The organism is Roseateles noduli (assembly GCF_050626985.1).
Classification (GTDB): domain Bacteria; phylum Pseudomonadota; class Gammaproteobacteria; order Burkholderiales; family Burkholderiaceae_C; genus Roseateles; species Roseateles noduli_A.
In genome coordinates this window covers 5,253,114-5,266,575 of the sequence record NZ_CP192463.1, presented here as the reverse complement: position 1 = coordinate 5,266,575, position 13,462 = coordinate 5,253,114, and the positions used below count along the sequence as shown (strand labels likewise).

The 13,462-nt window shown below is 68.0% G+C and carries 14 protein-coding genes; 5 read left to right on the top strand and 9 right to left on the bottom strand.

Annotated features, from left to right (window positions below; translation table 11 throughout):
• The first annotated feature begins 16 nt into the window (after window positions 1-16).
• The gene (locus ACQ4L4_RS22925; RefSeq protein ID WP_377158485.1) at window positions 17-397 is read left to right on the top strand and encodes a hypothetical protein; all 381 of its coding nucleotides are present in this window, start codon (window positions 17-19) and stop codon (window positions 395-397) included.
• A 139-nt stretch (window positions 398-536) separates the two neighbouring features.
• Here ACQ4L4_RS22925 and ACQ4L4_RS22920 read toward each other — a convergent pair whose 3' ends face one another.
• Entirely contained in the window at window positions 537-1,139 is a 603-nt protein-coding gene (locus ACQ4L4_RS22920; protein WP_431101148.1) for a hypothetical protein, read from the bottom strand.
• A gap of 63 nt (window positions 1,140-1,202) precedes the next feature.
• Between ACQ4L4_RS22920 and ACQ4L4_RS22915 the strand changes: the two genes are divergently transcribed.
• The 4 genes from ACQ4L4_RS22915 (at window position 1,203) to ACQ4L4_RS22900 (ending at window position 4,659) form a co-directional block, all read left to right on the top strand.
• On the top strand, window positions 1,203-1,727 hold the full coding sequence (locus tag ACQ4L4_RS22915; RefSeq protein WP_377158488.1) for an outer membrane protein assembly factor BamE: 525 nt from the start codon (window positions 1,203-1,205) through the stop codon (window positions 1,725-1,727).
• Between the two features lie 154 nt (window positions 1,728-1,881).
• Window positions 1,882-2,121, top strand: a complete 240-nt coding sequence (locus tag ACQ4L4_RS22910) for a hypothetical protein (protein ID WP_431101147.1) — start codon at window positions 1,882-1,884, stop codon at window positions 2,119-2,121.
• Window positions 2,114-2,626: a putative toxin-antitoxin system toxin component, PIN family gene (locus ACQ4L4_RS22905; protein ID WP_431101145.1), complete on the top strand. Its 513-nt coding sequence runs from the start codon at window positions 2,114-2,116 to the stop codon at window positions 2,624-2,626. The genes ACQ4L4_RS22910 and ACQ4L4_RS22905 overlap by 8 nt, the downstream gene beginning before the upstream one ends.
• A gap of 56 nt (window positions 2,627-2,682) precedes the next feature.
• Window positions 2,683-4,659 (top strand): RDD family protein, encoded by a 1,977-nt coding sequence (locus tag ACQ4L4_RS22900; RefSeq protein ID WP_431101144.1) that lies wholly within the window; start codon window positions 2,683-2,685, stop codon window positions 4,657-4,659.
• 88 nt (window positions 4,660-4,747) lie between these two features.
• On the opposite strand, the gene ACQ4L4_RS22895 is transcribed toward ACQ4L4_RS22900, so the two are convergent.
• The 8 genes from ACQ4L4_RS22895 to glpD all read right to left on the bottom strand — a co-directional run bounded on the left by ACQ4L4_RS22895 (window position 4,748) and on the right by glpD (window position 13,222).
• Window positions 4,748-5,224 (bottom strand): TerB family tellurite resistance protein, encoded by a 477-nt coding sequence (locus ACQ4L4_RS22895; RefSeq protein WP_431101142.1) that lies wholly within the window; start codon window positions 5,222-5,224, stop codon window positions 4,748-4,750.
• A gap of 111 nt (window positions 5,225-5,335) precedes the next feature.
• Window positions 5,336-7,072, bottom strand: a complete 1,737-nt coding sequence (locus ACQ4L4_RS22890; protein ID WP_067279460.1) for an ABC transporter substrate-binding protein — start codon at window positions 7,070-7,072, stop codon at window positions 5,336-5,338.
• Between the two features lie 99 nt (window positions 7,073-7,171).
• Window positions 7,172-7,480, bottom strand: a complete 309-nt coding sequence (locus tag ACQ4L4_RS22885) for a DUF2160 domain-containing protein (protein ID WP_431101141.1) — start codon at window positions 7,478-7,480, stop codon at window positions 7,172-7,174.
• Window positions 7,481-7,598: 118 nt separating this feature from the next.
• The gene (locus ACQ4L4_RS22880; RefSeq protein WP_297526369.1) at window positions 7,599-8,411 is read right to left on the bottom strand and encodes a carbohydrate ABC transporter permease; all 813 of its coding nucleotides are present in this window, start codon (window positions 8,409-8,411) and stop codon (window positions 7,599-7,601) included.
• Entirely contained in the window at window positions 8,404-9,291 is an 888-nt protein-coding gene (locus tag ACQ4L4_RS22875) for a carbohydrate ABC transporter permease (protein ID WP_431101140.1), read from the bottom strand. The genes ACQ4L4_RS22880 and ACQ4L4_RS22875 overlap by 8 nt, the downstream gene beginning before the upstream one ends.
• A complete protein-coding gene (locus ACQ4L4_RS22870; protein WP_431101139.1) occupies window positions 9,288-10,463 on the bottom strand; it encodes an ABC transporter ATP-binding protein in 1,176 nt (391 codons plus the stop codon). The genes ACQ4L4_RS22875 and ACQ4L4_RS22870 overlap by 4 nt, the downstream gene beginning before the upstream one ends.
• Window positions 10,463-11,533, bottom strand: a complete 1,071-nt coding sequence (locus tag ACQ4L4_RS22865; protein WP_431101138.1) for an ABC transporter ATP-binding protein — start codon at window positions 11,531-11,533, stop codon at window positions 10,463-10,465. Before ACQ4L4_RS22865 ends, ACQ4L4_RS22870 begins: the two co-directional genes overlap by 1 nt.
• Before the next feature lie 105 nt (window positions 11,534-11,638).
• Window positions 11,639-13,222 (bottom strand): glycerol-3-phosphate dehydrogenase, encoded by a 1,584-nt coding sequence (gene glpD, locus ACQ4L4_RS22860; RefSeq protein WP_431104995.1) that lies wholly within the window; start codon window positions 13,220-13,222, stop codon window positions 11,639-11,641.
• Between the last annotated feature and the right edge of the window lie 240 nt (window positions 13,223-13,462).

Here is a 13,462-nt window from a genome sequence, read left to right as displayed (position 1 = left end):
CCCAAGGAGGAAAAAAATGTCCTACAACGTGTACGTCGAGGCGAACATCAGTACGGACGGCAACTTCGCCGACTGCAAGTACTTCAAGGATCGGGAGGCTACCCAGCCCATTGAAGGTTCCGAGATTCACATTCCTACAACGTCCGGCGCGTGCACCTTTGGCCAAGCCGACACGACCGGGTTGCTGCTGATCGGCGCGACCTTCAAGACCATTGGCTCCACGCCAGGAATGAACGCCAGCAATTTCTGCCCGGCCAATGATGAAAACGAGGTGGCGGTGACGATGCCGACGGATGCAGTCATCACCAAAGGCGTCGTACTGCTGTTCTCCACGCCTGGCAGCGTGCAGAGCCTCTATCCGAGCAGCGACCCGCAGGTGATGAACGACTCGCACTGAGATCCGATCGGGATACTTCCAGAAGGCCGCTGAACCGCACCTGCGTTACGTGCCGGCATGCCGCTGCAGGCGGACCTGGTGCTTGAGGAACGCCGGGTCGAGGAGTACCTGTTCTCCCCGTCCTGGGGCTGTCCAGAAATCATTGAGACCGGAGCGCGCCGAGCGCCTCCTCCGCCATGACCCGTCCCAGCCGGGACGGGTTCACCCGATCCATCACGCGCGCGTCGAGCGCGAATTCCTTCTGCTGCGTGTAGGCCACCGCGCCGATCCTCGGCACGCTGCCGGCCGCCTGCGGCCCGAGCATCCCCAGCACCGGATAGACGCGCAGCCGCGCGATCAGCAGCCCCTGCGCCGCATCGGCAAACATCGCCGTCTCCAGCACCCGCGTGCAGCCGCGCCGCTGCACCTCCGCCACCAGTCCCTGCAGATTGCGCGGCACATCCGTCGCGGACACCGGCAGCACCACGTTCACCACCGGCAGGCCCGCGGCCACGAGCGGCTCGCGCGCGGCGAGGTTGAAGGCGCCGTTGGCCTCGTCCCAGCGGCGGTTGGCGGCGGGCTGGTCGGGATCGAAGTTGCGGCCCTGGCCGAACAGCAGCACGCACGGCGCGCCGCTTGCCACGGTGGCTGGCGCGGGCGTCGGAGCGGACGCTGGCGTTTGCGCCTGCGACGGCCCTGCGGCCACGGCGAAGGCGACGAGGGCGGCGTTCTCAAGCGCCTTCCGGATGTGCGATCTCGACATGGCGCGGATTGTGCGCTGCCCCGATCGCCGCACAATGGCCGCTCCGCCTTGCAGGAGACAACGATGCGCGAATGGACGAGCCTGGGCACCCTGTGCGCCACGACGATGGCCGTGGTGGCGACCGTCGCTCTCAGCGGCTGCGCGACGCCGGTGAAGGATGAGCGGATGAGGGCCGGCGTGACGACCAGCGCCGACGTGCAGCAGTACTACGGCGCCCCGACGCGTGTCTGGCCCGAGGCCGACGGCGGCCGCACGCTGGAATACGCGACCCAGCCGTTCGGCCAGACCTGCTACATGGTCCGCCTGGACGCGCAGGACCGCCTCGTCGGCACGACGGACGGCCTGTCCGCGGCGAACCGCGCCCGCATCGTGCCGGGCCTGACGACCGATCAGGTCACGCGGATGCTCGGCCGGGAGCGCAAGCGCGTGTTCTTCAGGCTCAGCGGCGAGGACGTCTGGGACTGGAACATCCCGCCGGAGATGAACGGCTACCTGCTGCGCTTCAACGTCCACTTCAAGAACGGCGTGGTGGTCCGCACCTCGCAGAGCGTGGTCTACCCGGACCGGCGCTTCTTGTGGGATGACTGAAGGGCGCGCAGTCGCGGTGGCGCACCATCCGGACGACGACCTCGCAACTTCAGGCTGCTTGTGTAGCAAGACGAGTCATTGAATCGGGACGTCGTCTTGGGGACGATGGTCCATCGCGATGCCCATTCCACGGCAGCGAGAAAGGACCTCTCCCGTGACCTCCATTGAAATCCAACTGCCGCCCCTTCTTGCGCGCGAGGCGGCGCGCGCCGGGCTGTTCGCTCCTGATCGCCTGGAGACGATGTTCCGCAGACAGCTCCACGTCGCAGATCTCCAAGCCTTCTTGAAGGAAGAAGAAGACCTCGAAGAACTGGTCATGCAAGAGATTCAGGTGGAAGTCGATGCGGTCCGAGCAGGCAAGCGAGCAGCACAGCACAGTACGACTCGTGCTTGACACGAATGTCGTCGCTTCCGGCCTCATGTGGGAGGGAGCCACGGCGCGGCTCATCGAGCTAGCCGCCAGCGGCCCCCTTCATGTCCAGCTCGTGTGCAGCACACCGCTGTTGGCGGAGTTGAGAGACATCATCGGGCGCCGCAAGTTCTCGAAGCGCCTGTTGTTGAAGTCCCGCAGTCCCGACGAATTCGTCGCGGACTATGCCTGTCGCACCACGCTGGTGGCACCGTCGGCGATTCCACCCACGGTGCATGAGGATCCCGATGACGACGTTGTCCTGGCGACTGCCCATGCGGGTCAGGCTCATCTGCTCGTCACCGGCGATGCTCACCTGCTGAGGCTGGGCCGCTTCAGGTTCGTTCCCATCGTGCGTCCCGCCGCCGCGATCGCGATGCTTGGCGGTCCGCCGTTGCGCCGAAGGCCGCCCGCTCTCCTCCCAAAGGGGGAGGCCCACCCTCATGCCTGTGACGGAATGAATACAGCTCCCGCGCTGTCGTCGCGCTGACGCACGAAGCCGTTCACACCCTCTTTACACTTCCCGCCCTAGAGGGAGAGAAGAGGATGTCGAACCAATCCGTCGGCCTGGCGCCCCGCGCACTGGCCATGGTCATCGACGGCGTCTTGATGATCGCCGCGAGTACCTTGTTGATGTGGGCCGTGTACGGCGACCCGGTGTCGAAGTGGAACGATCTGCGGCCCGGCACCATCGCCATCAACTGGCTGTTGCCGCTGATCGTCTGCGTCGCGTTCTGGACCTGGCAGGGCGCCACGCCCGGCAAGCTCGTCGCCGGCATCAAGGTCGTGGACGCCCGCAGCGGCGGTCGCCCGACCCCCGTGCAGGCCGTGATCCGCTGGGTCGGTTATCTGATCTCCGCGATCCCGCTCTTCGCCGGCTTTCTGTGGGCGCGCGTCGACGCCGAGGGACGCACCTGGCATGACCGTCTGTCCCGCACCGCCGTCGAGCGCAGCCGGCCCGCCCCGGCCGACGGGGAAGGCCTGCTCATCGGCTACATCGCCAGCCACTGGCGCGGCGAGCAGAGTCTGGCCCAGAGCTTCTGGATCAACCACGTCCTCCTGACTTGGCCCCTCGCCGCCGGCGTGCAGGGCCTGGTCGCCTGGCTCGCCACCAAGAGCGACGGCCTGCAGGGCGTCGCGATCGCGCTGCTGATCGTCTGGCCGCTGCTGATCCTCGTCGAGATCTGGAGCGCCGTCGGCACCTGGCGCTCGGTGCGCGGTTATGTCGACGCCGGCGGCTCCTTCCTGATCTCCGGTTTCGCCCGCCTGTGCCTGCTGTTGTCGTTCCTGCAGATCGCGTTCTCGCTGGCGCTGGGCGTGTTCGGGGAACTCCCCGAGCTGTGGAAGCTCGCGCGCGGCATCGATCCGATCGGCAACGCGCGCCTGGTCGTGAGCACCGACGGCCGCACGATGCAGCTCAACGGCCCCATCGGCGCCGGGGACGCCGGCCGACTGGGCACGCTGCTCGCAGCCTCGCCGGCCGTGCGGCTGCTGGAGGTCGCCTCGCCCGGCGGCCGCGTCACCGAAGCAGAACGCATGGTCCAGCTGATCCGCCAGCGCGGCGTCGGCACGCGCGCGATCGGCAATTGCGAGAGCGCCTGCACGCTGGTCTTCCTCGCCGGCAACAAGCGCCAGCTGATGCCGGGCGCGCAGCTCGGCTTCCACCGCGCCAGCAGCGGCACCTTCAATCCGGCCTTCGACGAGATCGCCAACCAGGAACTCGCGCGCACCTATCGCCGCATGGAGCTGCCCGAGGAATTCATCCAGAAGACGCTGAGCACGCCGTCGCGCACCATGTGGTATCCGCCGCCCGTCGACCTGGTGCGTCATTCGCTGATCCAACCGCCGCCGAAAACGCTGGACGTCGCCCTGCCTGAGGGCGACAAGCCCGGCCAGTACGCGCCGCTGAGCGACTACGTCAACGCGCTGCGCGCCAGCGATGCCTGGTTCCGGCTCGACCAGCGTTTCCCCGGCCTGATCGACGAGGCCGCCGGCCGCATGCGCGCGGCGCAACTCGCGCTGGGCGACTCGGAGCACGCCGTCGCCGGGGCCCAGATCGCCGCCCAGAGCGTGCTGGCTCCCAATGTGCGTGAGATGCTCCTGAACGGATCGCGCGACCTGCGCCGCCGCTACCTGCAGGTGCTGCGCGCGCAGCTGACCGCCGCGCAGACACTCGGCGCCGAGACCTGCCAGTCCTGGTTGTCCGGCTCCCCCGTGCCGCGCCGGCTGCTGCCGGAGGACGCCCTGGCACTCGAAGCCCTCTGGCTGACCGACGCCGCGGGGGAAGCCCTCCCCACGCGCGCCCGCGCGCCGCAGCCGACGCCGCTGGAACTCGAGGTCGTGACCCGCACGGTCGGCGCCACGGCCCCCGGCGCGTTCTCCAAGCTGTGGACCGACGGCAATGCCGGCCCCGCGCCCATCACATGCGAGCGTGCCGGTCAGGTGCTGGACCACATCCAGCGCCGGACCGTGGGCGCGCCGCGCGAGCTGGCGGAGCGGGTGGTGTTCCAGAACGCGCGCTGACCCCGCGGCCGCGCGGAGTCCCCACGAGGAAGGCCCTCCTCAGGAGGGCCTTTCCGTTTCGGGTGGTCGATTCAGCTGGCGCGGCGGGTCAGTCGTCCTCGCCGAGGCCGGCCGCCGCCTTCGCGCGGATCCGTGCGTGGTGGTAGGCGCCTTGCGGGATGTGCAGCAGGTCGGCGATGCGCCACATCGTGTGGCGCTCGATGTCGCCGAGCCTGCCGTCGGCGTAGGCCACGCCCCACATCAGTTCGACCAGGCGCAGCTTCGCGGGCATGTCCCAGCGCTCGTCGACCGGCGAGGTGAAGGCGAACAGGTCGGACGCCGTGCGGGCGGTGCGCTCGGCCTGCGCGGTGAGCGCGTCGGCCTCGTCCTCGGACAGCGCGAACAGCGCGGTGAGCGCCTTGCCCACCGCCGAGCGCTCGACGCCGGAGAAATCCGCGTCGGAGCGCATCACCTCGACGAGCAGCACCGCGGCCGCCAGCGGCAACGACGGCGCGCCGCCCCGCGAGCCACCGAACGCGTCGTCCGGCGCCAGCGTGTCGAAGAGGTCCATGAGGGACTTGAACATGACCCGATGGTGGCACGGCGCCCGGAGCGGGCCTTATGCCCGTCTTAAACGCGCAATGAAAAGGGCCGTGCCACCGGCACGGCCCCATCGAGTCTCAGCCCGGGTGCGCGCTCACCGCACCTTGCCGTCCTTCCACGCATTCAGCAGCTTCTCATAGGCGATGGTCTCGCCCTTGGGCTTCTCGTTGGCCAGCTTGGCCCACGGCGCGCCCTTGTCGGACAGCCACTTCTTCGGGTCTTCCTTCTTGTTGAGCTTGGGCGCGCACTTGGCCATGCCGGCGCGCTCCAGCCGCGCCATCACCGCGTCCATCTCGTCGGCCAGCGTGTCCATCGCGGCCTGCGGCGTCTTCTCGCCGGTCACCGCCTGCGCCACGTTCTTCCACCACAGCTGCGCCAGCTTCGGATAGTCCGGCACGTTCGTGCCCGTGGGCGTCCACGCCACGCGCGCCGGCGAGCGGTAGAACTCGATCAGGCCGCCGTACTTGTTGGCGTTCTTGGTGAAGTAGTCGCTGCGGATGTCGCTGTCGCGGATGAAGGTCAGGCCCTGGATGCTCTTCTTCAGGCTCACCGACTTGGCCGTCACGAACTGCGCATACAGCCAGGCCGCCGCGGTCCGGTTGGCGTCATGGCCGCTGAAGAAGGTCCAGCTGCCCACGTCCTGGTAGCCGTTCTGCATGCCGTCCTTCCAGTACGGCCCGTTCGGCCCCGGCGCCATGCGCCACTTCGGCGTGCCGTCCGCGTTCACCACCGGCAGGCCCGGCTTGACCATGTCCGCCGTGAAGGCCGTGTACCAGAAGATCTGCTGCGCGATCTGGCCCTGCGCCGGCACCGGGCCCGATTCCCCGAAGGTCATCCCGGTCGCCTCCTTGGGCGCGTACTTCTTCATCCAGTCGACGTACTTGGTCAGCGCATAGACCGCCGCCGGCGAGTTGGTCGCGCCGCCGCGCGCCACCGAGGCGCCCACCGGCGTGCACTTGTCGTCGGCCACGCGGATGCCCCACTCGTCGACCGGCATGCCGTTGGGGATGCCCTTGTCCGCCGCGCCGGCCATCGACAGCCACGCGTCGGTGAAGCGCCAGCCCAGCGACGGGTCCTTCTTGCCGTAATCCATGTGGCCGTAGATCGGCTTGCCGTCGAGCGTCTTCACGTCGTTGGAGAAGAAGGCCGCGATGTCCTCGTAGGCGCTCCAGTTCAGCGGCACGCCCAGGTCGTAGCCGTACTTGGCCTTGAACTTGTCCTGCAGGTCCTTGCGCGCGAAGAGGTCGGCGCGGAACCAGTACAGGTTGGCGAACTGCTGGTCGGGCAGCTGGTAGAGCTTGCCGTCCGGCGCCGTCGTGAAGCTGGTGCCGATGAAGTCCTTCAGGTCCAGGCCCGGGTTCGTCCACTCCTTGCCCGCGCCGGTCATGTAGTCGGAGAGATTCATGATCTTCCCGTACCGGTAGTGCGTGCCGATCAGGTCGGAGTCGGAGATCCAGCCGTCGTAGATGCTCTTGCCCGACTGCATCGAGGTCTGCAGCTTCTCGACGACGTCGCCTTCCTGGATCAGGTCGTGCTTGACTGTGATGCCGGTGATCTCGGCGAAGGCCTTGGCCAGCACCTTGCTCTCGTACTCGTGCGTGGTCAGGGTCTCGGACACCACCGAGATCTCCTTCACGCCCTTGGCCTGGAGCTTCTTGGCCGCCTCGATGAACCACTTCATCTCGGCCGTCTGCTTGTCCTTGGACAGGGTCGACGGCTGGAATTCGCTGTCGATCCACTTCTTCGCCTCGGCCTCGCCGGCCCACGCGGCGTTTGCTCCCAACGCCAGCAATGCGGCCACGGCCAGCGCGGAATACTTGCTCTTGTTCACGCTTGTCTCCTGTGTCTGTCGAATCTCCCCCTGCATGAGGACGAATCGCGGCTCCGGGGGAACGGGGAAGCCGAATTCCTTGAAGCTTGAACTACTCGATCATCCTTTGCGCAGGATCAGCCCCAGCACCAGCATCGACGCGATGAGGCTGATCCAGACGCTGGGTTCGGCCTCGAGCTGGAACCACTCGGCCATCTTCGCGCCCAGGCCGACGAAGGCCAGATTGATGTAGGCCGCCGTCAGCAGGCCGATGAACAGCCGGTCGCCGCGCGTCGTGCGCATCGGCAGCCAGCCCTTGCGCAGCGTCGTCGGCGACTTGATCTCCCACACCGTCATGCCGACCAGCATCAGCACCACGCAGGTGAAGAAGACGGCGACCGGGGTCGTCCACACCATCCAATCGAACATCAGAACTCCTTTTGGCCGGCGTCAGCCCGGCCGTCGTCAAGCGGCACCCATGGACCGGGCTCCGCCGGGCCATCGGGTGCGCCCCCTTGAGGGGGCCGCCGTAGGCGGTAGGGGGTGGTCATACTCTGCCCATCGCGAAGCCTTTTGCGATGTAGTGCCGGACAAACCAGATCACGATCGCACCCGGCACGATCGTCAGCGTGCCGGCCGCGGCCAGCGTCGCCCAGTCCATGCCGGAGGCGCTGACGGTACGCGTCATCGTCGCGACGATGGGCTTGGCGTTGACGCTGGTCAGCGTGCGCGCCAGCAGCAGTTCCACCCACGAGAACATGAAGCAGAAGAACGCCGCCACGCCCACGCCCGCCTTGATCAGCGGCAGGAACACCGTGAGGAAGAAGCGCGGGAAGCTGTAGCCGTCGATGTAGGCGGTCTCGTCGATCTCGCGCGGGATGCCGCTCATGAAGCCTTCCAGGATCCACACCGCCAGCGGCACGTTGAACAGCAGATGCGCCAGCGCGACCGCGATGTGCGTGTCCATCAGCCCCAGCGTCGTGTACAGCTGGAAGAACGGCAGCAGGAACACCGCCGGCGGCGTCATGCGGTTGGTCAGCAGCCAGAAGAAGACGTGCTTGTCGCCGAGGAACGAGTAGCGGCTGAACGCATAGGCGGCCGGCAGCGCCACGCTCACCGAGATCACCATGTTGATCCCGACGTAGATCAGGCTGTTGATGTAGCCGCTGTACCAGGACGGGTCGGTGAAGATGGTCTTGTAGCTGGCCAGCGAGAAGTGCTGCGGCCAGAGGCTGAAGCTGGAGAGGATCTCCTCGTTGGTCTTGAAGCTCATGTTGACCATCCAGTAGATGGGCAGCAGCGCGAAGAGCAGGTACGCGATCAGGAAGATCGTGCGCTTGCGGAAACGGCGTTCATCCATGGCCAGCCTCCATCGTCTTGTCTTGGGTTCCGAGCGACTGCATCCAGTTGTAGAGGATGAAGCACAGCAGCAGGATGATCAGGAAGTAGATCAGCGAGAACGCCGCCGCCGGCCCGAGGTCGAACTGGCCGACCGCCTTCTGCGTCAGGTACTGGCTGAGGAAGGTGGTCGCGTTGCCGGGACCGCCGCCGGTGAGGACGAAGGGCTCGGTGTAGATCATGAAGCTGTCCATGAAGCGCAGCAGCACCGCGATCATCAGCACGCCCCGCATCTTGGGCAGCTGGATGTAGCGGAACACGGCGAACTTGCTGGCGCCGTCGATGCGCGCGGCCTGGTAGTAGGCATCGGGGATGGAGCGCAGTCCGGCGAAGCACAGCAACGCCACCAGCGGCGTCCAGTGCCAGACATCCATGACCAGCACCGTGATCCACGCGTCGGTCGCGTCGCCGGTGTAGTTGTAGTCGATGCCCAGCGCCTGCAGCGACGCGCCGAGCAGCCCGATGTCCGCGCGGCCGTAGATCTGCCAGATGGTGCCGACGACGTTCCACGGGATCAGCAGCGACAGCGCGACGATCACCAGCACCAGCGACGAACGCCAGCCCTGCGCCGGCATCGACAAGGCCAGGCAGATGCCCAGCGGGATCTCGACCAGCAGCACCGCCAGCGAGAAGCCGAGCTGGCGCAGCAGCGCGCCGTGGAGTTCCTCGTCTCGCATCACCGCGGCGAACCACTCGGTGCCGACGAAGACGCGCCGCTCGGGCGAGATGATGTCCTGCACCGAATAGTTCACCACCGTCATCAGCGGCAGGATGGCCGAGAAGGCCACGCAGATGAGCACGGGCAGGACGAGGAACCAGGCCTTCTGGTTGATGGGTTTCATGCGAGGCCCTCCGGAGCACCCGAGGTGATCGCCGCGAACGTCGCGGCCATGGGTACCGCGCCGGCGATCAGCCGCTCGTCGGCACCGTAGAAGCAGGTGTGGGGATTGAGCACGCGCAAGGCCACCGTGGCGCCGCCCGCGGGCGGCTGCGCATGGGCGGACAGACGCGCCTTCAGCGTGTGCGGTCCCACCTTGGCGGTGAGCAGCCAGTAGGTGCCGATGTCCTGGACCTGGCTGACCACGCCGGTCACCGTGCCCGGCAGCGCGGGAACGCCGTCACCGACATCGTCGACTTCGACGTATTCGGGCCGGATGCCGACCATGAACGGCTCCGCACGCGACAGCGCCGCGCCGGTGCCGGGATCGACCGAACCGGCGACCGGCTGCCCGGCCACACTCAGTCCGCCACCATCCTCCAGCGCCGCCGGCAGGAAGTTCATGCCCGGCGAACCGATGAAGTGGCCGACGAAGCGATGGCTCGGGCGTTCGAACAGCTCGCCCGCCGAGCCGACCTGCACCGCGCGGCCCCGTGTCATGACGACGATCTGGTCCGCGAAGGTCAGCGCCTCGACCTGGTCGTGGGTGACGTAGATCAGCGTGAGCTTGAGCTCGTTGTGGATCTGCTTGAGCTTGCGGCGCAGCTGCCACTTCAGATGGGGATCGATGACGGTCAGCGGCTCGTCGAAGAGCACGGCCGAGACGTCCTCGCGCACCAGCCCGCGGCCCAGCGAGATCTTCTGCTTGGCGTCCGCGGACAGCCCGGAGGCGCGCTGGTTCAGCTGACCGTTGAGCTCGAGCATCTCCGCGATCTTCCCGACGCGGGCCTTGATCTTGTCCGCCGCCACGCCGCGGTTGCGCAGCGGGAAGGCGAGGTTCTCGGCCACCGTCATCGTGTCGTAGATGACGGGGAACTGGAACACCTGCGCGATGTTGCGCTGCTGCGGCGTCAGCCCGGTGACGTCGCGGCCGTCGAAGCGCACGGTGCCCTGCGAGGGCCGCAGCAGCCCGGAGACGATGTTCAGCAGCGTCGTCTTGCCGCAGCCCGAGGGGCCGAGCAGCGCATAGGCGCCGCCGTCCTCGAAGCTCATCTTCAGCGGGAGCAGCGCGTAATCGCTGTCTTCCTTCGGATCGGGCCGGTACGCGTGGGCGAGGTCCAGGTCGATGCGGGCCATCAGCGGGCTCCCTGGCGCTCGGGGGCGCGCGTCAGCAGCCCGGCCGCGTCGAAGACGTGGACATGGGCGGCATTGAGGTACAGCGTCAGCGGGGCGCCGAGCTCGAAGTCGTGCACGCCGGTCAGCTGCGCGACGAGTTCGCCGACCTCGGTGTGGGCGTGGACGAAGGTGTCGGAGCCGGAGATCTCGGCCAGTTCCACCTCGCCCTTGATCGCGATGTCGCCGGGCCGCTGCGTGACATGCAGCGCGCTGGCACGCACGCCCACCGTCACGCCGCCCTGCCCCGGCAGCGCCAGGTCGAGCCCCGGCCGCAGTTGCAGCCGGTCGCCAAGTCCCTGGGCGATGACGAGGTTCATCGGCGGATCGCTGAAGGCCCGCGCGACGCGCAGCGACGCGGGTCGGTGGAAGACCTCGGCGGTGGGACCGTATTGCAGCAGCTCGCCGGCGTCCATCACCGCGGTGTAGCCGCCGAGCTGGAGCGCCTCCGCCGGTTCGGTCGTCGCGTAGACGACCGTCGACTCCCCGGCTGCGAACAGCTGGCCGAGTTCCTCGCGCAGTTCCTCCCGCAGCTTGTAGTCGAGGTTCACCAGCGGCTCGTCCAGCAGCATCAGCGGCGCCTGCTTGGCCAGCGCGCGCGCCAGCGCGACGCGCTGCTGCTGACCGCCGGACAGCTGCGCGGGCAGCTTGTCGAGGTGCATCTCGATGTGGAGCTTGTCGGCCAGTTCGTCGACGCGCTTGCGGATGGCGTCGCGATCGAGCTTGCCGCGCAGCTTCAGCGGCGACGCGATGTTGTCGCGCACGCTCATCGACGGGTAGTTGATGAACTGCTGGTAGACCATCGCCACGTCGCGCTTGCGCACCGGCCAGCCGGTGACGTCCGTGCCGTCGACCGTCACGCTGCCGTCGCTGGGCTTGTCCAGGCCCGCCATCAGGCGCATCAGCGTCGTCTTGCCGGCCTGCGTCGCGCCCAGCAGCACGGTGACCGCGTTCGGCACCAGCCGCAGGTCCATCGGGTACAGGTGGTGCTGCGCGCCGACCTTGTGGCTCACGCCGCGCAAGGTCAGCTCCATGATGTCGGCTCCATCGGGGTGTCTCTTCGCATGTCGTTCTTGTGGATCGGTCTCTGGATCGGTTGCCCGATCGGAGTCGGGATCGGCGCCCGCGCCGGGGTCAGGTCATGCCGCCGCGGCCGGCGGCTTGGCCCAGAGGTGCTCGCGCTCGGCGAACCACTGGACCACCGCCATCCGCTGCGCCTCGGTGTAATGCAGTCCCAGCTTGGAGCGGCGCCACAGCACATCGTCCGCGGCGCGCGCCCACTCCTCGCGGACCAGGTATTCGAGTTCCGCCTGGTGCAGCCCCGGGGCAATCTCCGGGCCAAGGTCGTCGATCCGCTCCGCGCCGCCGAGCACGCGCCCGAGACGCGCGCCGTAGGCCCGCGCGAGACGCCGCGCCATCGACGGCGGCAGCCACGGATGGCGCTGGCCAACGGCCGACAGCAGGCGCTGGAAATCGGTGTCGGGCCGCTGCGGCGCGCCGATCCAGTCGCGCAGGTCGCCGCCGGGAAGATGGGCGTGCTCGGTCCAGGCCCGGCGACGGTCGCCGAGCAGGTCGCCCAGCAGATCGGCCGCGTCCTCGGCCAGCTTGCGGAAGGTCGTGATCTTGCCGCCCCACACGCTCAGCAGCGGCGCGCCGCCGTCGGCGTGGGTCTCGAGCAGATAGTCGCGCGTCACCGCCGATGGATCGCCGGACGCGTCGTCCAGCAGCGGGCGCACGCCGGCGTAGGTCCAGACCACGTCCGACGCGACCACCGGCTCGCGGAAGTAGCGGCTGGCCTGCTCGCAGAGGTAGGCGATCTCGCGCTCGTCGATGCGCGCCTTGCCGAAACCCGCCAGCGCGTCCGGCGCCAGCTCCACGTCGGTCGTGCCGATCAGCGTGAAATCGTCTTCGTAGGGGATGGCGAAGATGATCCGCTTGTCCGGGTTCTGGAAGATGTAGGCGTGGTCGTGCTGGAAACGCTTGTGCACGATGATGTGGCTGCCCTTGACCAGGCGCAGGCTCTTCGTGGCGAGCGCCTCGCCACGCGCGGGCGCGGCGACCTCGCGCAGGAAGCCTTCGGCCCACGGACCCGCCGCGTTGACCAGCGCGCGCGCCTTCAGCGTGCGATCGCCGTCGGCGCAGCGCAGCGTCGCGGTCCAGTGATCCGCGTGTCGCTGCGCGGCGGTGACCGTCGTGCGGGTGTGCAGCACGGCGCCGTGCTCACGCGCGTCGAGCGCGTTCAGCAGCACCAGCCGCGCGTCGTCGACCCAGCCGTCGGAATAGACGAAGCCCTTCGTGTACTCGGCCTTCAGCGGCTCGCCGTAAGGCGAGCGCCGCAGGTCCACGCCCTCGGAACCCGGCAGCACCTCGCGCCGCGCCAGGTGGTCGTAGAGGAACAGGCCGATGCGGATCATCCAGGCCGGGCGCATCGCCGCGTCGTGCGGCATCACGAAGCGCAGCGGCCACATGATGTGCGGGGCGCTGCGCAGCAGGACCTCGCGCTCCTGCAGCGCCTTGCGCACGAGCGAGAACTCGTAGTACTCGAGGTAGCGCAGCCCGCCGTGGATCAGCTTGGTCGACGACGAGGACGTGTGCGCCGCGAAGTCCGAGGCTTCCGCCAGCACGACCTTCCAGCCGCGGCCGGCCAGGTCGCGCGCGATGCCGGCGCCGTTGATGCCACCGCCGACGACGAGCACGTCGCAGTCACCGATCGCGCCGCCCACGCCGGCGGCGTCGCGCGCACCGGCGACGCCTGCATCGAGGGAGGCGCGGTCAACGGAGATCGGTTCGGGGATCGAGGCGGCGGTCAAGGTGTCTCCTTGGAGCGAATTGGCCGGACAGTCAAACGGCCACCCTGCGATGGCCGTTGGAAAGTTCGCAATTCTGTTCTTCTTTTTTCTTTTTAGCGCGAATATGCGCGTTTCGATTGAGGGTTAACCCGATCAATTGTTCGTTTCGGTTCC

What these genes read in the sequence shown, in the direction of transcription:
- ACQ4L4_RS22925 (WP_377158485.1), top strand. Translation starts at nt 17, where the DNA reads ATGTCCTACAACGTGTACGTCGAGGCGAACATCAGTACGGACGGCAAC.
- ACQ4L4_RS22920 (WP_431101148.1), bottom strand. Translation starts at nt 1,139, where the DNA reads ATGTCGAGATCGCACATCCGGAAGGCGCTTGAGAACGCCGCCCTCGTC.
- ACQ4L4_RS22915 (WP_377158488.1), top strand. Translation starts at nt 1,203, where the DNA reads ATGCGCGAATGGACGAGCCTGGGCACCCTGTGCGCCACGACGATGGCC.
- ACQ4L4_RS22900 (WP_431101144.1), top strand. Translation starts at nt 2,683, where the DNA reads ATGTCGAACCAATCCGTCGGCCTGGCGCCCCGCGCACTGGCCATGGTC.
- ACQ4L4_RS22895 (WP_431101142.1), bottom strand. Translation starts at nt 5,224, where the DNA reads ATGTTCAAGTCCCTCATGGACCTCTTCGACACGCTGGCGCCGGACGAC.
- ACQ4L4_RS22885 (WP_431101141.1), bottom strand. Translation starts at nt 7,480, where the DNA reads ATGTTCGATTGGATGGTGTGGACGACCCCGGTCGCCGTCTTCTTCACC.
- ACQ4L4_RS22880 (WP_297526369.1), bottom strand. Translation starts at nt 8,411, where the DNA reads ATGGATGAACGCCGTTTCCGCAAGCGCACGATCTTCCTGATCGCGTAC.
- ACQ4L4_RS22875 (WP_431101140.1), bottom strand. Translation starts at nt 9,291, where the DNA reads ATGAAACCCATCAACCAGAAGGCCTGGTTCCTCGTCCTGCCCGTGCTC.
- ACQ4L4_RS22870 (WP_431101139.1), bottom strand. Translation starts at nt 10,463, where the DNA reads ATGGCCCGCATCGACCTGGACCTCGCCCACGCGTACCGGCCCGATCCG.
- ACQ4L4_RS22865 (WP_431101138.1), bottom strand. Translation starts at nt 11,533, where the DNA reads ATGGAGCTGACCTTGCGCGGCGTGAGCCACAAGGTCGGCGCGCAGCAC.